Genomic DNA, 26,825 nt, shown 5'->3' on the forward strand with positions numbered 1-26,825 from the left:
GAAATAATAATTAGACCTTAACTATGGAAAGCAACATGAGTGAGAAGGATGACACCTCTGAAAAAAAACGTATTTCCTCTGCTAATTGTTGCCACAGTAGTGATGCAAATCCCCCCGGCGATTGCCGCCCCTGCTCCGGCCTGGGCGTCTCGCCCGGATATTGCGCAGGCAGCGGTGGTGGATTTAAAAGAGAGCGTTCTGTTTGCGCTTAATCGCGATCCCTCCGTCAATGAGCAGGCCGCCCAGCTTGGTATAGGAGAGGGCATGGTGGATGAAGCGCGTAGCGCATGGTTCCCTCAGGTCGCGCTGTCTGGCAGTACCGGTCATAGCCGGACGACAGATTCCAGCGGTTCGATGAACAACTCTGCCCAGTGGGGAATGAGCATTACTCAGCTGGTATACGATTTCGGTCGTACCAATAGCTCGATTGATAAACAGTCATCACAACGGGATAGCTACCGTTTCCAGTTAATGAGCACCTTTACGAGCGTCGCGGAAGAAACGGCGCTTTCCTACATCGATATTCTGCGTTATCAGGCGCTGATTCGCGTGTCAGAAGAGGGCTGGAAAGCGCTTGATAACGTCCGTCAGCTGTCTGAGTACCGCGCAAATGCGGGGCTTAACTCTCGTTCCGAAGTGCTGCAAACCGAAACCCGTATGGCCGGGATGCAGGCGACGCTGGAGCAATATCGCGCCGGTCTCGAGAGCGCGACGGCTCGCTTCGGCGTGCTGACCGGGATCACCGCCAAAACCTATCGCCCTTTGCCTGAGGCATTAGCCCTCGAGCAAAAACCGCTCTCCGAAATTGAATACTCCTATATTCCGGCGGTGATGGCTGCCGAAGCCAACGAGCAGGCATCACGTTACAACGTCGAGGGTGCGAAATCCGATCACTGGCCGTCGGTCAGTGTACGCGGGGGACGCACGCGCTATGAATCCAGCAACCGTAACTACTGGGATGATCAAATCCAGGTGGTGGTTGATGCGCCGATTTATCAGGGGGGCGCGGTCTCAGCCCGCATCGCTCAGGCGCAGGAAGCGCGCAAAATGGCCTCCTCGCGCGTTGAGCAAGCCAAATTCGACGTGCTGCAAAAAGCCTCCGTTGCTGCCGCCGACTGGCGAGGCGCACAGGGGCGCGAAGCCGCGGGAGCATTGCAGCATCGCAATGCGATTCGCACGCGTGACGTTTACAAGGACGAGTACAAATTGGGCAAACGCAGCCTCAACGATTTGCTCAGCGTCGAGCAGGATGTCTATCAGGCAGCCTACTCACAAACCCTTGCCGATTTCGATGGCTGGAGCGCGGCGGTGAATTATGCCGCCGCAACAGACAATTTATTGCCGTTAGTAGGAATTCAAAAACACGTAACCTCGACACTACCGGAACTGAAATAGCCCGCAAAAAATAAATGCGCGCCAGATTGCGAAAAATGGGATTGATTTCTCAGGGGATCCCATATTCGCCATCTCAGGAAAAACGCAGTTCCGCAGATTACTTACAAGGAGCCTCCTGTGTCTAAAACTATCAATATCATCGCCCGTAAAACCGCCAGTAAAACTGTTCTCAACAGTGAGGGGAACCTCTCTATTTTACTGACCGAACCGAGCGTAGTGCAGATTCAGGGGGCGCCGGCAAATGTCGAGCGATATGTTCGGCAGGGAAAAGACCTGCTCATCTACATGAAAGATGGCTCGGTCATCCGTTGCAGCAACTATTTTTCGGCCTTTGGCGAAGAGGACGGTAAACAGTCTGAACTGGTGTTTATGGATGACAACCAGCAACTGACCCATATCACTTTTGCCGAAACGGGCGAAAGCCTGGGAATGGGCCAGGTTGCGCTGACGCCGCAGGCGACGCCAATTGCCAGTATTGAACCTTTTATCGAACAGAGCGCGCTGGATAACCTGCCTTGGGGCTGGATTGCAGGCGGTCTGCTGCTGGGCGGAGGCGTAGGCGCACTGCTGGCAAATGACAGCGGTGGCGGGCACAAGACAACGGTTATTGATAACACCACTCCTGTTGAGACGGCAAAGCCGTCCTTTGTCGTTTCTGACGATCAGGGCGATAAGCAGGGCGTGTTGAGCAGCAATGCGCTGACCGATGACACTACCCCAACGTTCTCCGGCACCGGGCAGCCGGGCAGCACGATTCAAATCAAAGATGCCAGCGGCAACACCGTCGCCAGCGCGATGGTCAGCAGCGATGGCACCTGGAAAGTGACATTACCGACTCAGGATGCCGGCAAGCATACCTGGAGCGTGGTACAGATCGACGGTAGCAAAACCACCGATGGCGGCAAAATCACGCTGGAAGTGGTGACGGCGAAGGCCAGTATTACCGCAGATACCGTGAGCGGCGATAACGTCGTCAACGCAACAGAAGCGGCCAGCGCCGTTATCGTCAGCGGGCAGTCGAAAGAACTGGCTGCCGGAACTTCACTTACCATCACCCTGAACGGCAAAACCTATACAACTGAAGTGGGCGCAAACGGCAGCTGGCAGGTCTCGGTGCCTGCCGCCGATATTGGCAAGCTGGCGCAGGGTACGCATCAGGTGAAGGTGACGGGTACGGACAGCACCGGCAATGTGATTACCGGTGAACAAACCCTGATGGTGGATACCCAGGCGCCAAATGCGACAATCAATAAGCTGACTGATGACAACGTTCTCAACAGCGGTGAACTGGCGACGGCGCAAAGCCTGAGTGGCACAACCGACGCCGAAGAAGGGCAGACGGTCACCGTAAACATCGGCGGCAAGAGCTGGACGACAACAGTGCAGGCTGGCGGGAAATGGCAGATTTCCATCGATGCCGATGCGCTTGCAACGCTGCCGCAGGGGGCGAACGCCATTACCGTCACGGTCAGCGACAAAGCTGGTAATGAAACCACCACCACGGGCAGCGTCACTATCAGCAGCGTAGGACCCGCGCTGACAGTTGACTCTTTGACCGCCGATAACGTCCTGAATGCGCAGGAACAATCGGAAGTGCAGATCCTGAGCGGCACCACGGACGCCGCGCCGGGCAGCAAAGTGGAAGTGACCATCAATGGCACCACGATAATCGGCGCGATCTCCAGCGACGGTAAGTGGAGCGCGCCGTTAACCCCTGCGCTGATTAGCCAGCTTGAGCAGGGCCAGCACACGGTCCAGATTACGATCACCGATGCGGCGGGTAACGTCAGCAGCGGTGAGCATACCTTTACAATGGCGGCTGAAGCGCCGGTGATCCAGATTGATGATATCAATGGTGCGCAGACGCTGAACGCCGATAGCGTCAGCCAGCCATTGACCATTTCCGGTACCACTAACCTTGCGGTGGGCACCGAATTAACCGTTACCCTGAACGGCCAGTCTTATCAGTCTACCGTTGAAAGCGCACAGGGCGGGGGCAACTGCTGGTCGGTTATCGTCCCGGTGGAAGACCTGGTGTCGCTGGACAACACCACCTACTCCGTGACCGTCGGCGGGACCAACGCGATTGGTAACGCGGTCGAAAACAGCGGCAAACTGGTGGTGGATACCCTGTCGCCGGTCGTGACGCTGAACACCGTTGCCGGCGATAACCTGCTGGGTGTGGACGATGTGGCGCAAAGCCAGTACATCACCGGCTCTGTCAGCTATGCGAAACCGGGCGATACCGTCGCGGTCTCGCTGAACGGCATTTTGCTGGGCAACGCGACCGTTAAGAGCGATCTGAGCTGGGAAATGGAAGTGACCTCCGCGCAGTTGCAGGCGCTGGGCGACACCGAAGTGAATATCACCGCCACCGTCACCAACTTCAGCGGCAACAGCGCCACAACCCACGGGGCGTTTGTGATCAGCGCTAACCTGCCGGGTCTCGGCGTGGATATCGTCTCCGGCGATGACATCATTAACGCCATCGAACTGAATCAATCACTGACCATCAGCGGAACCAGTAGCCATATTCAGGCAGGCACGACCGTACACCTGGAGATCAATGGTCAACAGTTTACCGCGCAGATTGGCCCTGGCGGGCGCTGGCAGACGGGCATCAGCAGCGAACAACTGAAAACATTGGTTGAAGGGCAGGACAGCCTGACCATCACCGTCTCCGCAGATGACGGCTACAACCAGGCAACCGGTAGCCACGGTGTGACCGTCGATCTCAACCCGGTCGCCGTCTCCATCAACCCGGCGACGGGCGATGACATGATCAATGCCGCCGAAAAAGGCACTGGGATCACCCTGGAAGGCCTGACGCAGAACGTGGAAGCGGGCCAGACCGTGGTGATCCGTATTGGCGGTGCAACCCTGACCGCCACCGTAGAGGGCGACGGTAGCTGGCATTGCGACGTGCCGGCAAACGTACTGTCGAATCTCGCGGACGGTGCGGCGGATATTCAGGTCAGCGTCACCAATACCAGTGGCAACACCGCCACCAGCGGTCGTCAGGTCACTGTCGATACACAACCTCCGGCTGTCAGCATTGACTCCCTGACCGATGACAACATTCTTAACGCGGCAGAAGCGACGCACACCGCCGGACAAATCCTGAGCGGCATCACCTCGGCAGAGCCGGGGCAGACCGTTACCGTTCGCCTCAATGGTAAATCGTACTCCGCAGATGTGGCAGATAATGGCACCTGGACCCTGACCGTTCCGACGGCAGATTTAACCGCGCTGGGTCAGGGCGCGCAAAGCGTCACTGTGACCGTACAGGACCGCGCGGGCAACAGTAGCACCACATCCCAGGAGATTCTGGTCGATACGCTCGCACCGACGGTGATTATCGACACATTCACCGCCGATAACGTGATAAACCAGGGCGAGCATCAACTGGCGCAGGTGATTTCTGGATCCAGCACCGGGGGCATCGCGGGTGATAGCGTCACGGTGACCTTGTGGTACGGTACGGATGCAAATGTGCAGAAAGAAACCTTCACCACCGTACTGGATGCCGCAGGCCGCTGGAGTATCGGCGTCGCGGCTGACAAGATCCAGGCCCTTGCCGCAGGTGAGGCGAAAATTACCGCCAGCATTACCGACAAAGCCGGTAACACCGGTGAGAGTGAAAATGTCTTTACCGTGAGCCTCGCCGCGCCGGAAATTGCCATTAATAGCGGTGTGGCAAGCGACGATGTGATCAACGCCATCGAAAAAGGCCAGAACCTGGAGATGAGCGGTAGCAGCAACCAGCCGGGCCGCCAGATAACGCTGACCCTCAACGGGCGTGAATACCACACGACCGCCAACGCGCAGGGTGACTGGTCGGTCACGATCTCCCCGGCAGACCTCGCGGCGCTGGGCGAAGCGCAATACACCCTCAGCGCAAGCGTGACCGATAGCGCCGGCAACAGCGCCTCAACCAGCCATAACGTGGTAGTGGATACCGCCGCGCCGCAGGTGGTGATCACCGGGCTTGACGGCAACGACAGCGTCATCAGCCTCGATGAAGTGAACGCCGGACAAATCCTGAAGGGCTACGTGGTCAACGCGGAAGCGGGCAGCATTGTCACGGTGACGGTGGGCGGCATTAGCAAAGACGCCATCGTGAACGGCGCAGGCGAATGGAACATCGAATTAACCAAAGATGAACTCACCGCGCTGGGCGATGGTGAACTGCACTTTACGGCGGAAGTCACTAACGTCCACGGCAACCGTGGCACAGGCGAATTCCAGGCCGAAATTGACGCCACTCTTCCGGGGATCCGCATCGACACCGTGGCAGGTGACGACGTGGTTAACCTGATTGAACAGGGCGCGCCGGTAGTGATCAGCGGTACGGTAAGCGGTGCGAATACCGGGGCGGACGTTCTGGTCTCCGTGAATGGCAAGGAGTACAGCACCACGCTGCACGCGAACGGTACCTGGTCGGTGACCGTTCCGGCGACCGATGTTGCACGCTGGCCGAACGACGCGCTGAAGATTGACGCCAGTGTCGATGACCATGCCGGAAATACCGGCTCCTGGCAGCATACGATCGATGTGGATCTGGATGCCGTGGCTATCTCAATTGAAAACGTCACCGCAGATAACGTGATTAACGCCACCGAACAGGGGCAGCCGCTGGTACTGAAGGGGACGACCTCCGGTGTGGAAGCGGGCCAGACGGTGACCATTCTGTTTGCGGGTCATCAGTACACCACCACCGTCGATGAAAACGGCGGCTGGCACTACACCCTGTCGCCATCTGATATGGCTTCGCTGCGCGAAGGTGACGCGACGGTGCAGGTAAGCGTCAGTAACCAGAATGGCAATCAGGCGCACAGCGCACAGGATTACGGGGTTGATCTCAGTACACCGACGATTGTGGTCGATGCGGTCACCGGTGATAACGTGATTAACGCGGCGGAAGCCACTGCCGGGTTTACCCTACAGGGCCAGAGCAATGCGGAACCGGGCCAGAAAGGCCTGGTGAGCTGGAATGGCAAATCGTATGAAATAGAGATTCAGGCGGACGGAAGCTGGAGCGTCACGGTCGATGCGGCGGACGCGGCCCTGATGCCGCAGGGCGCGCAGCAGGTTATCGTCACCCTGGCGGATAAAGCCGGGAACAGTACGACGACCACGCAAACGCTGCTGGTGGATACGCAAGCGCCTGTTGTCACCATTGATAACGTCGGTGGCACCGACAACACACTGAACAGCACCGAACATCGCCAGTCGCAAATTATCAGCGGCAGCGTCACGGGCGCATCGGCGGGCGATATTGTCACCGTTGTCGTAGGAAGCTGGAGTATCACCACCGTGTTGGACGCCGCCGGGCGTTGGAGCGTCGGGATGCCGGCGGATATCGTCAACGCGCTGAGTGAAGACAAGCACACCATCTCCGTGACCGTCAAAGACACCGCCGGAAACACCGGCAAGGGCAGCCATGATTTTGACGTTGCCCTGACCGCGCCGGACATTGCTATCAATGCGGTGGACAACAACGGCGTCATTAACGCACAGATGCGCGGCGAAGGCATCACGCTCACCGGCACAAGCAACCAGTATGGCGTTGACATCACCCTGACGCTGAACGGCAAAAATTATACCGCCACGACGGACGCGACGACCGGTGAGTGGAGTGTGGATCTGTCACCTGCCGATCTGGCACTGCTGGGCGAAGCGGGTTATACGCTGGTCGCCAGCGTGACCGATGCGGCGGGCAACACGGCCAGCACCAACCAGACTATCCTGGTGGATACGGCGTCGCCGGTGCTTATTATCGACGGCCTGCAAAACAATGATGATGTGATCAACATTGATGAACTCGCCGCAGGGCAGAAGCTGACAGGCTCTACCCTGAACGTTGAAGCCGGAAAAAAGGTGACCATCACCATCGGCGGCCAGGATTATGACGCGCAGGTTGGGGCTAACGGTACCTGGGAACTGGAGCTCCCGCAGGCGATGCTGGAGGCGCTAGGCGATGGACGCCTGACGGCGACAGCTTCCGTCACCAACGAACATGGCAACAGTACGCAAAGCCAGTATCAGTTCACGATTGATATCGACAAACCGGGCATTCGTATCGATACCGTGTCGGGCGATGACGTTATCAATATCCTCGAACACCAGCAGGATTTACTGATCAGCGGTACGTCGCAGGGCGCGGAAGCGGGCGCGGATGTGATTGTGACGGTCAATGGCGTTCAGCACACCACCACACTGCATGCCGACGGTAGCTGGTCTGTTACCGTTGACGCACAGGAAGTGGCTGGTTGGATCGGTAGCGAAGTCGTGATTGGCGCAAGCGTTGCCGATGTTAACGGCAACCAGAGCATTGAAATTGGTCATACGGTTGAACTGGATCTCAGTGCTGCGGCGATCACTATCGATCCGATCACCTCGGATGACGTTCTCAATTTGACCGAGCGCGGCGAGCCGTTGTCACTGGGCGGTGCGGTGGCGGGCATTGAAGACGGCCAGCATGTGACGGTCACCTTCGCGGGCCATCGCTACGAAGTTGAAGTGGTTGGCGGTCGCTGGGCGCTTGAGGTTGCCGCAGTGGATATGGGCAGCCTGAAAGAGGGCGATGCCAGCATCAGCGTCAGCACCAGCAATATCAACGGCAACAGCGCATCAGCGGAACGCCAGTTTGCGGTCGACTCCACGCCGCCGACCATCAGCATCAACACGGTCGAAGCGGATAACCAGGTCAACGCGCTGGAAGCAGGGGCCGGTTTTGACATTAGCGGTACAACCAACGCCGAAGCGGGCCAGCAGATTGTTGTTAAATGGCTGAATGAAACCTATAGCGCCGACGTCAATGCCGATGGCACCTGGCGCGTACACATCGATGCCGTTCAGGACGTCACGACGCTGGCGCAGGGGCTGCAAACCGTTGAGGTTAGCGTAGAAGATAAAGCGGGCAACAGCACCAGCCAGACGCACAGCGTGAATATTGACACGCTGGTGCCGGAACTGACGCTGACGCCGGTGACCGGCGACAACAAACTCAACGCCACTGAACTGAAACAGGCACAGATCCTTTCGGGCACCTGTCTGAACGCGGAGCCGGGCGCGGTCGTCACCGTGACCTTCAATAACAAAAGCTACACCACGGTGCTGGACAACAACGGCAACTGGCAGTTGGGCGTTCCGCCAGCAGGCGATTTGATCGCCGGTGATTACCCGCTGGTGGTCACAGTTACCGACAGCGCGGGCAACATCGACACGCTGACCAGCATTGTGGAAGTGGTGCTGGATTTGCCATTAATCGCCATTAATCAGGTCGCGGTTGACGACGTGGTGAACGATGCGGAGAAAGCCGCCGGTATCACCATTACGGGCAGCAGCGATCAGCCGGGGCGCGATATTCTCGTTACCCTGAACGGGCGTGATTACACCGTTCTTGCCGATGCCAGTGGCAATTGGCAGGTCACCGTTTCCCCGGCGGATTTAGCCGCGCTGGGCGAAGCGAACTATACGATCACCGCCAGCGTCACCGACGAAGCGGGCAACCATCAGAGCACCAGCCGTCCGATCACCGTGGATACCGCTTCACCGCAGGTCACCATTACGCCGCTGGCGGGTGACGATGTGATTAACGTCGAGGAAAGTAAGCAGGATCAATCTATTAGCGGTACGGCGAAAAATGCCGAAGTGGGCAGTAAAGTCGTGGTGACGTTGGGCGGGCAAACTTTCGAAACGACGGTTGAAACCGGTGGCGTCTGGACGGTCAAAATCCCGAAAGACACCTTCAGCGCCTTTGGCGACGGCCCGTTAACGGCGACCGCGACGGTTACTAACGGTCGTGGCAACAGCGGCAGCGCAGACTATGAATTGAGCGTGGATACCGGTGTACCGGGGCTGCGTATCGATACGGTGGCGGGTGATGACGTTATTAACATCCTGGAAGCCCAGGGCGATGTCACCATCAGCGGCACCAGCACGGGCGTGGCGAAAGGGCATGATGTCACGATAACCATTACCGAAATGCGTGACGGCGTGGCGGAAACCACTACCTATACCACGCAGGTCAATGCCGATGGTCGTTGGTCAGTGATCGTGCCGGAGTCAGATGTCAGCCGCTGGCAAAACGGTGAACTGAGCATTGTCGCCAGCGCAGAAAACGTGTCAGGTAACGCAGGCAGCAGTTTCGGCCATCTGGCGCAGGTTGATTTGAACGCGGTGGCGGTGAGTATCGATCCTGTCACAACGGATAACGTGATTAACGCTGAAGAAAGCGCAAACGGGATTACGTTGACCGGCAGCACTTCCGGTATCGAAGTCGGACAGAGCGTGATGGTCACTTTTGCCGGGCATCAGTATCAGGCCCGGGTGGAAGATGACGGAAGCTGGCACGTCGATATTTCGACGGAGGATTTAGCGTCGCTGCGCGACGGTTCCGCCAGCGTGCAGGTAAGCGTCAGCAGTATCAACGGCAATCAGGCCGATGCGGGGCGTCAGTATGAAGTGGACGTTACCCCGCCTGCATTAAGCGTTTCCAGCGTGGCGGGAGATAACGTTATTAACCTGGCCGAAGCCGAAGGTGGCTTTGTGGTTAACGGCTTCAGCGGCGCAGAGCAGGGGCAAACGGTACAGGTTGAATGGAACGGCGAATGGTTTAGCGGCACGGTGGCTGAAAATGGCGCATGGAGCATTACGCTGCCAGCGGCGCAAAGCGCGTTGCCACAAGGGCCGTTAGAGCTGACGCTTAAAGTCAGCGATCTGGCAGGCAATGAAACCACGATCACGACCGACGTCAATGTGGATACGCTGCCGCCGGTGATTACCGTAGAAAATATTACCAGTGACAATATCCTGAACGCCTCCGAACACGGTCAGGCGCAAATCATTAGCGGTACGTGCAGCGACGCGGAAGCCGGGGCGATTATTACCGTCTCTATCGGCGGGAAAAACTACACCACCGCACTGAACAGCGAAGGAAAGTGGAGCATTGGCTTACCGGCCTCTGCGGTTTCCGCACTGAGCGAAGGAAGCAACCCGCTAGTGGTGACGGTTTCGGACAAGGCGGGTAACGAAGGCCGTCTGGAAAGCGCCGTCACGGTGAACACCGCACTGCCGGACATTACTATTAATACGGTGACCAGCGATGACATCATCAACCTGAATGAAAAAGGTCAGGATCTGGCGATCACCGGGACCAGCAACCAGCCGAACCAGACCATTACCGTTACGCTGAACGGCGTGCTGTACACGACGGTTGCGAACGCCGATGGCGACTGGTCTGTCACCGTGCCGCCGTCAGCGTTGTCGGGCCTGGGTGAAGCCAGTTACACCGTGACCGCCAGCGTGACCGATACGCTGGGCAACCACAACATCGCCAGCCACGGTGTGCAGGTGGATACCACACTGCCGCTGCTGACCATCGACACCATCGCCGGTGATAACGTCATTAACGATGACGAAATCAAAACCGAGCAGACCATCAGCGGTCGCGTGGTGAACGCGGAAGCCGGGCAAAAAGTCTATGTTGATATCGGACTCAGTGATCCGCTCGAAGCCCTGGTGCTGGCGGATGGCACCTGGTCGGTGAACGTTAGCGCGGATGTGTTACAGGGCATCGGCTATGGCGACCTGACGGTGAACGCCTGGGTTGAGAACCAGAACGGTAACCGGGGCGACGCCAGCCGTGAGATCCTGATCGATGCCTCCTACCCGTCGATTCGTGTCGATACGGTAGCGGGCGATGACGTCATCAACGCCATCGAACTGGGCAATTCCCTGGTGCTTTCCGGCACATCAACCGGGCTGGATAATCTCAAAGGACTGACGATCACCATCAAAGGTGTGAGCTACGATGCCGCGCTGGATACCAATGGTAACTGGCAGCTTCTCTTCTCGCCGCAGACGATGCAAACCTGGCCGGAAGGCTCTTTGGTGATTGCCGTTAGCGGCACCAACGCCTCGGGCAACGTGCAAAACATTGCGCACACGGTTGAGGTTGATACGCAAGCCGTCGCGGTGTCGGTGAATACCCTGTTTGGCGACGATAGCCTGAACGCGGCGGAACAAGGCGCTGAACAAACGCTGACCGGCGAGACGCGCGGCGTTGAAAACGGTCGCCAAGTCATCATCACCCTGAACGGTAAACAGTACACGACGACCGTGAATAACGGGGCCTGGAGCCTGACGCTGAGTGACACTGACCTGGGCGCGCTGCGCGACGGCCAGACCACGGTGCAGGTTTCTGTCTCTAACGCACACGGCAATACCGCCAGTGCGGAGCGCCAGTTCGTGGTGGATAGCGAATCCCCGATGCTGACCGTCAACACGGTCGCGGGCGACAACATTATCAACGGCGCGGAAGCCAGTGCGGGTGTCATCCTCAGCGGCACAACAAATGCGGAAATTGGCCAGACGGTCACCGTATTCGTTGGCAACCAGACGCTGGGAACGGCGCTGGTACTTGCGGGCGGAGTCTGGAGCCTGGTCGTTGACGCCAGCACGCTGAATGCGCTGGGGCAGGGCTCACACGATCTGACCGTCGCGGTGACGGATAAAGCCGGGAACAGCACTTCGCTGGAACACGGTGTTCTCATCGACACCGTCGCACCAGGCATCACTATCGATAGCCTCACCGCCGATAACGTCCTGAACGCGACCGAAGCAGGTCAGGCGCAGGTGATCAGCGGCAGCAGCACGGGCGCTGTCGCCGGAGACAAAGTGGTTGTGACGCTGGGCGATCACACCTATTCGACCATCGTTGATGGCAGCGGACGCTGGAGCGTTGGGGTGAAAGCCAGCGATCTGGCGGCGCTCGATGACGGCGAACAGACTATTCAGGTGGCGATCACGGATGCGGCAGGTAACGTCGGGACGGAGTCCTTCCCGTTTGCCATCGACACGGCAGCACCGGTTCTAACCATCGCAGAGATCGCCGGAAACGATCTCCTGAGCAGCGAGGAGCGCGGTACAGATCTCACCGTGTCCGGTACGTCAGATATTCTGACCGCAGGCGTACAGGTGACCGTTCGTCTGAACGGCAAAACTTACTACGGCGTAACGGAAGCTAACGGTAACTGGTCGGCGATAGTGCCGAAAGAGGATCTTCCGGCGCTGGTGGACAACCATCAGTACGACGTCAGCGTGAGCGCGACGGATGCCGCCGGGAATACCGGAAGCGCCAGCCGTCCGCTGGATATTCAGGTCAGCCTGCCACGCATCACCATTGATGTGATTGCAGATGATGATGTGGTGAATAACACGGAAGCGCAGGAAGGTATCACCCTGACCGGCTCTACCGATGTTGCCGTGACCAACGTGACGGTGGCGATCGGCGGAAAAACCTATACCGCTGTACTGGGGGCAGACAACAAGAGCTGGTCTCTGGATCTGGATCCCGAAACGATCGCTGGTCTGGGAGACGGTTCGCTGTCGGTTAGCGTGACGGCGACGGATGCCAATAACAACCAGGGCGCGGCTGAACGTGAAATGACCATCGACGCCAGCCTGCCGGGTATCCGTTTCGATACGATAGCGGGCGACGATATCATTAACCTCGCCGAACTGAACCAGTCTCTGTGGGTAAGCGGAACCAGTGAGCATATCGCGAAAGGAACACCGTTCACCCTGACGTTGACCACTATCGATGGCGTGATTTTCTCGTCTGATAACGTGCTTATTGGCAACGATGGGCGCTGGATGATTGAGATACCGGCAGATAAAGTCGTCCAGTTGCGCGACGGCTCTGCAACACTGACCGCCAGCGGTGAAAACCTCTCCGGTAACGCGATTTCTGTCAGTCATGATGTGGACGTAGTGACCGCCGGACCTGCTATCGCGATTGACGCATTGAGCAGCGATAACATCGTTAACGTCAGCGAAGCGGGAACCAGCATGGTGCTTACCGGCACCAGTGCAGATACTGCCGCAGGTAACCCGGTGGTGGTGTATGTCGGTGGACAGCGACTGGATACCACCATTAAAGGGGATGGCACCTGGGAAGTGACGGTCACTAACGCGATGTTTGCCGCCATTAAAGACGGCAGCGTGGCTGTCGAAGCCAGCGTGACGAACTCGCAGGGAAATAGCGCCAGCGCCAGCGGGACTTTCGTTCTCGACACTACGCCGCCGACGCTTTCGGTGAACCCGTTGACCGCCGATAACGTGATCAACGCCAGCGAAGCGAAAGCGGAGCAGGTCCTCAGTGGTTACACCAACGCGGGTGAAGGGCGAATCGTCACCGTGAATATCGGTAGCACCAGTGTAGAGGCCGAGGTCAGAGCCGATGGCACCTGGGAAGTGAACATCCCGTCAAGTGCCCTCAGCAGCAATGGTACCTTGCAGTTTGATGTGAGCGTCAGCGATGTGGCCGGCAACCCAACGCAGATTCAGCACACCGTTGATGTAGACACCGTTATCCCACAGGTAACAGTGAACCCATTGACCGGCGATAACATCATCAACGCCACCGAAAAGGGCCAGGCACTGGTGATTGACGGCGGCAGCACAGACAGCGCCCCGGGCGACACGGTTATCGTGACCGTGAACAACGTGGAATATCACACCGTCGTCGACAGCAACGGAGAATGGCGCGTTGGCATTCCGGCCAGCGAAATGGCCAAACTTAGCGAAGGCGACAATAACTTCACGGTCGTGATTGCCGACCGGGCAGGGAACGAACAGACAGTCAACCATGACTTCACCGTCAACACCGGCAAGCCGCAACTGGACATCGATACGTTGGCCGAAGATGGCGTACTCAACGCAACCGAAAAAGGCCAGCCGCTGACCATTAGCGGAACCAGCGATCTGCCCGCCGACACCGAGGTGCTGGTGACGCTGGCGGGGCTGAGCTACACCGCGAAGACCGATGCCAGCGGTAAGTGGAGCGTGACGGTGAGTGAGGCTGACCTGGCAACGCTTGGCGAAGCAAACTACACCGTAAGCGCCAGCGCTGTGGCAGGCGATGGTAACAACGTGACCACTACGGAACCGTTGCTGGTCGATACCAAAGCGCCGGTGGTGACGGTTTCTATCATCGCCGCCGACGACACCATCAACAGCACTGAAGCACAGGGCTCGGTCCTGATCGGCGGCAGCGTCACGGGCGCCGTATCGGGCGATCGCGTCGTTGTTACCCTCAGTGGCATGGACGCGAAAACCACAACGGTGGATGCCGCAGGTAACTGGAGCATCTCCCTGACGCCAGCAGAGCTGGCAACGCTGGGCGACGGGCCGTTGACGGCAGACGTGGCTATCACCAATGGTCACGGCAACGTGGGCTCCGGCAGCCGTGATTTCACTCTCGACACGGGTGTACCAGGGATCCGTATTGATGCTCTGACCGGCGATAACGTGCTGAACATCGCGGAACTGGCGCTGGATGTGTGGGTCACCGGGATGACTTACGGCGTTGAGCCGGGCGCGACGGTGACCGTCACTATCGGCAACGAGTCCTGGAACGCGTCCGTTAATCCGGATGGCAGTTGGGCATTCAGCGTTCTACCGAGTGTGGCTGGCGGCTGGACTGGTGAAATTACCGTCGCGGCGTCCGTTGAGAACAGCGTAGGTAATATCGCCGCTATCAGCCAGGATGTGCAGATTGACAACGCTCCGGTATCGGTCGCGATGGGAATTATCACCCACGATAACGTACTTAACGCCGCAGAAAAAGCGGGCGACGTGGTGCTGAATGGCACAACCAGTGGCATCGAAGACGGGCAAATTGTCACCCTCACTCTGGGGAATAAACAGTACACCGCCACGGTGAATAACAATACGTGGAGCACGACCGTTCCTGCCGGTTCTCTCGCTGCGCTGCGCGACGGCGAAGTGACCGTGCAGTTGAGCGTGACGTCGGCCAACGGTAACCACGTCACCAACAGCCACACCTTCGACGTTGACACGCACGCACCGGTGCTGGCCATCGACCCGGTGACGGCTGACAACATTCTGAACAGTACCGAACTTAGCCTGCCGCTGACCTTAACCGGCACCAGCGATGCTATTGGGCAGACGCTCTCTCTGACTCTGAACGGCAAAACGCACGACGCCGTCGTGGGGAGTGATGGTCGCTGGTCATTGAATGTGAGTGCAGCGGATCTGGTCGGCCTGAACGACGGGCTAAACGACATCAAACTGGTCATTACGGATGCGGCGAACAATCGCACCGAAACGACTCATTCCGTGCTGGTCGATACGGTTGCGCCGACGCCAACCATTAATACGGTGGCGGGTGATGACAAGATCAACATCACTGAACTGGGCCAGGCGCTGGTCATCAGCGGCGGCTCCACGAACGGCACGACGGGCGATAAAGTGAGTGTGGTGCTGAACGGTAAAACGTACACCACGCAACTGGATGTGAACGGTAAGTGGAGCGTTGGCGTTCCGGCGGCGGATATGGCCGTGCTGGAAAGTATCGGTTATGACATTAAGGTGACCGTGACCGATAGCGCGGGCAATAGTCAGTCGCTCCAACACACCATTGACGTTGATACCGGTGTTCCAACGTTACGCTTTGATACGCTGTCCACCGACGGCGTGCTTAACGCCATTGAACAGATGCAGCCTCTGGCGGTATCGGGAACCAGTTCGCTGGCTGAAGGAACCGTGGTCACCGTCACGCTAAACGGCGTGAATTATCAGACGACAACGGTCGCAGGCGGCGGGTGGTCCGTTTCCGTTCCGGCAGATGCGCTGGCAAAACTGGGGGAAGCGGATTATACGCTGACCGCCAGCGCCGCAGGCAGCACCGGAAACAGCGTGACGGATACGACGTCGCTGCTGGTGGATACCCGCGCACCAACGATTACCATTCTGCCGGTGTCCGACGATGACATTATCGGCATGACTGAAACGAGCGGTGTCGTGACGATCAGCGGTACAGTGAGTGGCGCCGCTGAAAATGATGTGGTGACGGTGATTATCGCCGGGCAATCACATATCACAAACGTGAAGAGTGATGGCACCTGGACGGTCGCATTGAATGAAGGCGAACTCTCTGCACTGGGCAGCGGACCGCTGACCATCAGTGCCAGCGTCACCAACGGGCATGGCAATATCGGTTCCGGTCAGCACGGTATCACGCTCGACAGCACTGAACCGGGTATTCGTATTGACAGCGTGACCGCGGATAACACTCTGAACCTTGCTGAAAGGGCAAGCGATCTGCTCATCAGCGGCACGACCACGGATATTCCGGTCGGCAGTACTGTCTCTGTCCTCGTGAATGGTGAAGCGGTAGGCACAGCATCGACGCTGGCTGATGGTTCATGGCTGCTGAAACTCACGCCAGACCAGATGGAAAACTGGAGTGGGGCGTCGATCACCGTTACGGCGAGCGTAGAGAAAGGCAGCGGCAATCGCGCTGAAATTAACGAGTCCGTGGCGCTGGATCTGCGTGAAACCTCCGTTTCTATCAATCCGGTGACGGCAGATAACGTGGTGAACAGTGCGGAAAAATCAGGCGAAATCGTCCTGACGGGCGACACCACTAACATCGACAACGGGCGTACCGTGACGGTGACCGTGAACGGCAAGCAATTCACCGGCACGGTGCAGGACAACGCCTGGAGCGTCACGCTGGATGCGGGGGCGCTGAACGGGCTTCGCGACGGTGATGCCGTCGTGCAGGTGAGTGTTTCTAACGCCAGCGGCAACAGTACCAGCAACAGCCTGAACTTTGTTATTGATACCACCGCGCCAACAATCTTCATCGATGCGGTCACCGCAGATAACGTGCTGAACGGTGCGGAAGCGAGCGGTGAAGTGGCGGTATCGGGCACCACCACGGCGGAAGTGGGCCAGACGGTCACGGTGAACATTGGTGGTGTTGAACAAACCGCTCTGGTGACGGCTGGCGGCATCTGGACAGCGCTCTTTGCGGCCGATGCACTCAGTAATCTGCCGCAGGGTTTAACCACGATTAACGTCAGCGTGAGCGATAAGGCGGGTAACCCTGCGTCCGGCAACCACACCTTCCTGGTGGATACCCAGGCACCGACAGTCGCGGTAAACGATCTGACCGCTGATAACATCATCAACGCGGCGGAAAAAGGCCAGGCGCTGGTGATCAGCGGTACGACCGTTGATGCGAAAGTGGGCGATACGGTGGTGGTTGAGTTTAATGGCAAACCGTACACCACGCAGGTGGATGCCAGCGGCACATGGCGCATTGGTGTCACCGCAGAGGATATGGCGACCCTTCCGAACGGCAGCGGCGAATTGAAGGTCACCATCACCGACAGCGCCGGGAACAGCACGTCTATCACGAAAGACTATCAGGTCGATCTGGGTGTGCCGACGCTGACCTTTGAGGATATTGCCGACGACAATGTGCTTAACGCCATCGAGCGTGGAACCGATCTGGTTATCAGCGGTAAGAGCAGTGGTCTGGCAGACGGCGCAATGGTGACCGTCACGCTGGGTGGGCGCGAATATACCGCGCAAACCGATAACAGCGGCAACTGGTCGCTGTCGGTTGCGCCGTCCGATCTGGCCTTGCTGGGTGACGCGGGCTATACGGTTAGCGCCAGCGCCAGCAGTGCCAACGGTAACCCGGTTTCCGGCAGCACACAGTTGCAGGTCGATACTCGCCTGCCGGTGGTGCATATCGATCTGGTCGCGGGCGATGATGTGATTAACGTTAGCGAAGCGGGCCAAAATCTGACGGTTTCCGGTTCGGTAAGCGGCGCTGCGGTGGGCGATAGCGTGCAGGTGATTATTGCAGGCAAAACGCACAACACCACCGTTGAGGCGAATGGCCTCTGGTCGGTCACCGTTGATAGCACCGACGTTGCCGGCTTTGGTGACGGTCCGCTGACTATCGACGCCAGCGTCCAGAATGCGCACGGTAATACCGGTTCGGATAGCCGTGATATCGCGGTCAATACCGGTACGCCGGGGATCCGTTTTGATACGGTTGCCGGTGATGATGTCATTAACAGCATTGAGCAGGGCCATGCTCTGGCGGTGTCGGGAACCAGTAGCGGGCTGGCAGAAAATGCCATCGTTACCCTGTCCGACGGTCAGGGTGGAAGCTGGACCGGAAGCGTCAACGCTGACGGTAGCTGGACCGTCTCTGTGCCACAAAATGTGGTCGCAGGCTGGAGTGCGGGCACGGTGCAACTGAGCGCCACAGCGAAGAATACCGCCGGGACGTCAACCGCAATGGATCACCAGGTCACGGTAGATACCGCGCCGGTGGCGATCACCATTAATGCCTTCACCGCTGATAACGTGCTGAACGCGATTGAGCGCGGTGAAGCGCTGATGGTGAGCGGCTCAACCAGCAACGTGGAAAGCGGGCAGACCGTCACCGTGATGCTGGCGGGCAAAGCCTGGACCGCACAGGTGCAGGATGACGGAAGCTGGCAGTTTACCGTTCCGACAGGTTCACTGAACGCACTGCGCGATGGCACGGCAAACGCCTCCGCCAGCGTCACCAATCAGCATGGCAATAGTGCCAGCACCGAGTGGGCGTTCAGCGTCGATGCTTCCGCACCCACGCTGACTATCGCGGCGGTGACGGCGGATAACGTCCTGAATAAAGCCGAAGTCGAAGGCGCGGTCACCCTCAGCGGCACCACCAGCGCTGAAGCAGGGCAGAGTGTCACCGTTCTTATCAACGGCCAGTCCTATGGTGGCCCGGCAACGGTGGACAGCGATGGAAACTGGAGCCTGACGCTCGCCAGCGACGCGCTCGCAGGGCTGCCGCAGGGCAGTGCCAGCGTGACCGTTAGCGTGACGGATAAAGCCGGTAACAGCAGCACCGCGACGCATCAACTGACCGTTGATACCGTTGCGCCGACGGTGACTATCGACATGATTTCCGGTGATGACATCATCAACGCCGCAGAGCAGAACCAGGCGCTGGTCGTGACCGGAAGTAGCGTCGGCGGTACCACGGGCGATAGCGTGAGCGTGGAAGTGGGCGGTAAGCAGTACACCACCCAACTGGATGCGCAGGGGCGCTGGAGCGTGGGCATTCCGGCTGCCGATATGCAGGTGCTGGGTGCGGGTCAGCAGAGCGTAAACGTTTCGGTAACCGATAGCGCGGGTAACACCGGCACCGGGTCTCGCCCGGTCGTGGTGGACAATGGTCAGCCGTGGCTCAGCTTTGAAGCGATTGCCGTTGATAACGTACTGAACGCCGTTGAACAGGGTATTAACCTGACCCTTAACGGCTCAAGCGAAGGTCTGACGGCGGGAACGTGGGTCACGATCACACTGAACAGCAAAGAGTACCGTACGCAACTTGATACCAGCGGTAACTGGTCGCTGGAGGTGACGCCTGCGGATCTGGCGCAGATTGGCGATGGCACGTACACCGTAACGGCAAACGCCAGCAGCGACGCGGGTAACCCGGCGTCCGGCTCCGCGCAACTGGTTGTGGATACCCGCGCGCCAACCGTTACCATCAACGCCATCACCGACGATAACATTCTTAACAAGGATGAATCTGCGCTTGAAGTGGTGGTGAGCGGCAAGGTCTCCGGCGCGGCAGAAAACGACATTGTGTACGTTCTGCTCGCAGGGAAAACCTATGAAGCGACCGTTGACGCCAGCCTGAACTGGCAAGCGACAATCCCGGCGAACGAACTCTCCGCGATTGGCGATGGCGCACTGACGATCACCGCCAGTGTTACCAACGGCCACGGCAACCTCGGCACAGCCCAGCATGACTTTATGGTGGACTACAACGAACCGGGTATCCGTTTCGATATCGTGGCGGGCGACGATGTCATTAACCTCAGCGAACATAACCAGTCGCTGGTGGTGAAAGGCAGCAGTGAGGATCTGCCGGTTGGCGCGAAAGTCACGCTGGTTATCGGCGCGAAAAGCTACAGCGGCGTGGTCGCCGCAGACGGTAGCTGGTCGGTCGGCATTGATGCTGCCGACGTGAAGCAGTGGAACGAAGGCAAACTGGAGATGACCGTTAGCGCCAGCAGCGCAGCGGGAAATAAGGTTGAGATTAGCCATGAAGTCACCGTTGATCTCGCGCCTGTCTCTGTCTCGGTGAATGACGTGACAGACGATAACGTGCTTAATGCGCTGGAGATGAAGCAGGATCTGACCCTGAGCGGCACCACCACCGGCGTTGAAGCGGGGCAGGAAGTGACTGTCACCTTTGGCGGCAATGTGTACACCACGACCGTCGGTGCGGATGGCTCCTGGAGTCAGGTTATCCCAACGGCGGCACTGGCGGCCCTGCGTGACGGTTCGGCGCAGTTCACGGTTGAGGTCACCAACAAAGTCGGTAACCCGGCGAGTACCAGCCATGAATATCAGGTGGATACCACGCCGCCGCACATCACGCTGAACCCGATCACGGCGGATAACGTGATTAACATTGCGGAAGCTGAAGCGGGTGTGGCAGTCACGGGCACAACTAACGCTCCGGTAGGGACAACGGTGACCCTGACGCTGAACGGTGTGGATTACCTCGGTAGCGTACTGGCTGACGGCACCTGGCAGGTTGACCTGTCGCCAGACGCGCTGGCAACGCTGGCCTCCGGGCAATATACCTGCACGGTCACGATTGCTGATGCCGCAGGTAACCCGGCAAGCGTCAGCCAGACAGTCTCGGTTGATACCCTGGCGCCAGGCGTCAGTTTCGATACCACGGCGGGCGATGACATCATTAACCTGGTGGAGCATGGTCAGGCACTGGTGGTCAGCGGTACCACAACGGGCACCGTGGCGGGCAACACCGTCACCGTCACCGTGGGCGATTACACCGTCAGTACGGTCGTGGATGCTAACGGCAAATGGAGCATTGGTGTTCCGGCAGAGAGGGTTTCTGCGCTCAACAACGGCACGGTCGATATCAGTGCGACTGTCACCGACAGCGCGGGCAATGCCACCACGCAGGGCAAAGTGGTCACGGTCAATACCTCGAACATCCTGTTGACGCTGGATACGCCTGCGGTCGATGGCGTGCTGAACGCCAGCGAGCAGGGCAAAGCGCTGACGCTGACCGGGTCGAGCAGTGGTCTGCCGGAAGGCAGCGAAGTGACGATCACCCTGAACGGCCAGAACTACACGGCGACGGTGACGGGCGATCGCTGGACGACGACGATCCCGAAAGCCGATTTAGCCTTGTTGTCAGATGGCCAGCGTTACACCATTTCGGTGAGTGCTCAGGACAGTGCGGGCAACATCGGGCAGGTGGGGCAATCACTGCTGGTGGATTCCACACCGCCAGAAATCATTATTTCGCCAGTTTCCGGTGACGGAATGCTCAACGCAACCGAGCATGGGCTGGCGCTGGTGATCAGCGGCACAACCACGGCAGAAGTCGGGCGTACCCTGACGCTGACCGTTAACGGTAAGAGCTATACCGCGACGGTTAACGCCGACGGTAGCTGGCAGACAACCGTGCCGAAAGCCGATGTCGCCCTGATGGGTAACGGCACGATTCAGGTGGATGCGATGGTCAGCGATGCCTCCGGCAACCTCGGCAGCAGCAGCGAAACCTTTGTCGTGGATACCGTCGCGCCAGTGGTAACGATTAACGTCGTCGCCGGGGATGACCTGGTGAACTCGCCAGAGCAACTGGTGGCGCAGACTGTGAGCGGCAAAGCGGAAGGCGCTGCCGGGCAGACCATCACCGTAGAACTCGCCGGGCGTATCTATACGGCGAAAGTCGCGGCGGATGAAACCTGGGAAGTCACCGTACCGGCGCTCGATTTCGTCGGCCTGGTGGATGGCAAATACACCATTACCGCGACCGTGAAAGATGCGGCGGGCAACACCGGTAGCGGCACGCACGAGGTGACGCTGAGCGGTGAAAAACCGACTATCGCCATCAACACGGTTTCGCAGGATGACGTGATCAACGCCGCTGAACGCGGTCAGAGTCTGACCATTTCCGGTACCACCACGGCACCGCAAGGGCAGAAAGTGTTGGTGACGTTGAATAACGTCACCTATGAAACCACCGTGCAGGTGGGCGGGATCTGGTCGGTGCTGGTGGGGGCGGTTGCGCTGATGGCACTGACCGACGGCAACGCTTATGAGATCAAAGCCAGCGTCACTAACACCATTGGCAACAGCGGTGAAAGCGTTCACGGCATCAGCGTTGATCTCACGCCGCCGCAGATGGATATCTCAATTGATAGCCTGAGCAGTGACAGCGGGTTAGTCGGCAACGACTTTATTACCAACGTTGGCAATGTGGTGCTGAACGGTAAACTTGGCGCGGCACTGGGCCTGGGTGATAAAGCGCAAATCAGCCTTGATGGTGGCGTAAGCTGGATTGACCTGGTCGTCAACGGCACCCAGTGGAGCTACGCCGATGGCCGCACGCTTGCCGATGGTACGCACAACTATCAGGTGCGGGTCGTTGATCAGGCGGGCAACGTCGGCGCAACCGACAGCCAGAACGTGGTACTTGACCGCGTGGCACCGGATGCCAGCCAGAGCATCATTATCGACCGCATCTCCAGCGATACGGGGATTGCTGACAATGACTTTATTACGCACAGCCAGACCTACTCGCTGGAAGGGCGATTGGGCGCGGGGCTGCAGACCGGCGAGCATCTGCAAATTCGCATTAACGGCGGTGCGTGGATGGAGCTGGAAGTGAACGGCACCGACTGGATCTACGCCAACGGCACACCGCTGGCTGACGGAACCTATGCTTATCAGTTACGCGTCATTGACGATGCGGGCAACGTCGGTCAGACCGCCAGCAAAACCGTCACGGTAGACACGGTACGCCCGGATATGGCTAACCTGGTCACCATTACGCATATCTCGGAAGACAGTGGCCTGAGCGACAGCGACTTTATCACTAACGATAAAACGCTGACGATCCACGGTTCGCTGGTGAGTACGCTCCAGCCGGGTGAATACGTACAGATCAGCATGGATGGCGGCGTGACCTGGGTGAATACCATCGCTATCGGGACTTCCTGGTACTACAACGACACGCAGGTTCTGGACGATGGCAACCACGACTACTGGGTGCGCGTGGTCGATGCGGCGGGCAACGTCGGGGCGACCGATAGCGCAACGGTCACCATCGATACGGTGAAACCGGACGATGCGAAAACCATTACCGTGGACAGCATCTCGGATGACACCGGCTATAGCGAAACCGACTTCCTGACCAATGACACCTCCATCACCCTGTACGGCTCGCTGGGGGCGGAACTGAGCGCGGATGAACGTGCGCAGATAAGCCTCGACGGCGGCAAGACCTGGATTGATGTGGTGGTCAACGGCACTAACTGGCGCTATATCGACACCCGCGAGCTGGATGACGGTGAAAACCTCTACCAGCTGCGCGTTGTCGATAACGCCGGGAACGTCGGGCAGACGACGCAGCAGATTGTCACGGTAGATACCAACGCACCGGGCGGCGTCACCAAAGTGGTGGGTTACACCGACAATACCGGGTCGGATACCGGGAACTTCGGTGCGAATACGGTCACGGATGAACGCTTACCGGTACTGCGCGGTACGCTGCTTGAAACGCTGAAAACGGGCGAATTTGTCCGCGTTTACGACAGCAATGGCGACTATCTGGGCCGCGCCAGCGTGACCGGTACAGAGTGGACGTATGCACTGACGGAACCGCTGCGCGACGGGCAGACCTACGGTTATCAGGCGGCGGTTGTCGATGCCGCAGGTAACGAGGGCACGCTCTCTGACGTGATGAACTTTACGGTTGAGCTGCCGGTAACGATCAACACCCAGGACACGCTGGATACGACGCCAATCATCAGCGGTACGCTGAACTTCGCGCGCTACGCGGACGAGTATCTGGAAGTGACGATTGATGGCACAACCTATAGCTCGCGCACGGGCGATGTGGTTATTGAGCCGAACAAGAACAGTTGGTATGTACAGTTGCAGGATTCGCACGCGCTGGATGTTGGTACTCATGACGTGACGGCGGTGCTGTACAACAAAGACAGTCAGGAGATCAGCCGGGATAAAACGGGCAGTGAACTGACCGTCTCGGCAGCGCCGGTGATTAGCTTTAGTTCAACGGCGGCCACCAGCAGCGATAGCGGAACAGCGATGACTCTCGGGGAGGATGGCACCTGGCGCATTCTGAGCAACTCCACCATCTTTACGCAGAATGGCACCACGTCTTCGACGCTGGGATCGTTTAACTCCGTATCGTTGAACGGAACCGATCGTCAGCAGTCTTCATCGTTTATCGACTTTGACCGTGACGGCCTGATGGATTTGCTGGGATCGGATACGGAATATGGCAACGGTCAGCAGTCGTTTAAGTACAACAGCGACGGCACGTACACCACGTTCCAGGTGGGGTCTTACGGTGTGACCGGGCAAACCAACGATGGCAATGCCAACACCTACTCCTGGTGGGCGGGTGTGATAGGCATTGACTTCGACGGTGACGGCTACGTGGATGTGGCTTACGGCGACGGTACGCCAAACGACTCCGAGGCGCGCGGTGGCTACGACTCGCAACTGGTCATGAACACCAACGGCACCATTCTCGGGTTCGATAAAACCGGGGCCTATGTTTATACCTCCACGACTCAGGATGGCGTGGCGTCCACCAACAACAACAACGCCCAGCCAAGTCGTGAACTGTCGGGCGTTGACCTGAACAACGATGGTTATGTTGACCTGGCTTATCACGGCACGGGCGGGTCGAACACGACCGATACCGGCGGAAGCAGTTCATCGTCGAAACGTCTGGTGATCGTCAGTAATGGCGCGAATGAGGCGGGCAATATGACGCTGACCAACACCCAGATCATCAACGATGTGTTCTACGGTGATACCGGCACGACGGCGAACCGCTTTACCACCATGATGTGGGCAGATCTGAACGGCGATGGCTTTATGGATCTGTTCATTGGCGGGCTGGGTGGACAGGGAGGAAGCTACGGTGCTAACAGTGCCATTTACTATAACGACGGTAAAGGCAATTTGACGCTGGCGGCGAAAGGGATGGGCGCGGGCTACAACGTGCAAAACCTCGGCGATGATATCAGCAGCATGACGTCAATCGCTGTCGACTGGAACGGCGACGGTAAGATGGATGTGATTGAAATTGCTGGGGAAAGGGGCAGCACTGCTCTCGGTAACGCCAATAACATTGTCGCACTGTGGACCAACCAGGGAACGAACGTAACCACTGGACAGGTAAACTGGAGCATGCCGCAAACGCTGTTGCAGAACGCCAACCTGAGCGGAACCTACGTGAGCACCGGCGGTCTCGCCATTGACCTTGACTACGACGGCGACCGCGACCTGGTGGTGTTCAGGGCGCAGGGTGGCGCAACCGCCTACGTTGAGAACAAGAGCGTCATTAAAGACGGCACCAGCATGATCCTGCGTTTAACGGACGCCAACGGCATTAACGTCTTCTATGGCAACACGGTGCTGCTGGTGGATGAAGCGACGGGCAAAGTGGTCAGCTCGCAAATCATCAACCCGCAGGGCGGGGTCAACATGAACGACTCGACGGCACTGGTCTACTTCTACGGGCTGGATGCCAGCAAGTCGTACAGCGCGGTGCTGCTGGCAAACGGTCAGCACTACGGTGGTGTCGAGAACTTCGCCCTGGATAGTTCCGGCACACTGACGTCCGTGGCAAACGTCAACAGCACCTGGGCTGGTCTGAAAGCGGTGGAGAAAAACCATGCTTACGTTCTGACAGCGGAAAGCGGCGCTCGCGCGGAGGACAGCGCGCTGGCCGCCAGCGATGGCAGCAACACCACCGGGATTCTGGGCACGGGTTACAACGACACCCTGTATGCCACGGCGGGCACGCATGTTTACAACGGTGCGGGCGGCAGCGTAGTGGTCTCCGATGAAAACGTCTGGAGTTCAACGGGCGGTATGGACATCGTGGACTACAAACTGGCGGGCGATACGGCGCTGAAGATTGACCTAAGCAATGCCAACGCGCAGGAAACCGGCTTCGGTAAAGCGACCTTCGTCAATATCGAAGGCGTTGCAGGCGGTGGCGGTAACGATGTGTTTACCGGCAGCACCGGCGACAACATCTTCGAAGGGCGCGGCGGCAACGACACCTTCAACATCGGCAACGGCGGCCAGGATACGCTGCTCTACAAACTGCTCAACGAGGCTGACGCCACCGGCGGCAACGGCAGCGATGTGGTGAAAGGCTTCACGCTCGGCACCTGGGAAGGCACGGCGGACTCCGACCGTATCGACCTCAGCGACCTGTTGCAGGGCAGTGGCTACACCGCCAATGAAAGCGCGCACTACATCAACGGCATTGCGCAGATGGACGATCCGAACAGTGAATTGTTGAGCTACCTGAAAGTCACAACAGAAGGCAGCAACACGCTGATTCAGGTTGACCTGAGCGGGGAGGGCGGTGATTTCACCACCCTGGTGACGCTGAACGGTGTCCAGACCGACCTTGCCACTCTGCTGGCAAACCATCAGTTAATCGTAGGCTAACCCTTAACAGACCCGTCCGCCGTGCGCGGCGGGTCTTTGCA

The 26,825-nt window shown here is 58.4% G+C and carries 2 protein-coding genes; both read left to right on the forward strand.

Annotated features, from left to right (window positions below):
* Positions 1-102: 102 nt before the first annotated feature.
* A complete protein-coding gene (locus AC1MKH_RS05150; protein ID WP_442961947.1) occupies positions 103-1,395 on the forward strand; it encodes a TolC family outer membrane protein in 1,293 nt (430 codons plus the stop codon).
* 117 nt (positions 1,396-1,512) lie between these two features.
* Positions 1,513-26,784 carry an Ig-like domain-containing protein gene (locus AC1MKH_RS05155; RefSeq protein WP_327621991.1) on the forward strand — a complete coding sequence of 8,424 codons (25,272 nt, stop codon included), beginning with the start codon at positions 1,513-1,515 and terminating at the stop codon, positions 26,782-26,784.
* The last annotated feature ends 41 nt before the right edge of the window (positions 26,785-26,825 follow it).

Source organism: Pseudocitrobacter sp. CD920760, from assembly GCF_057782505.1.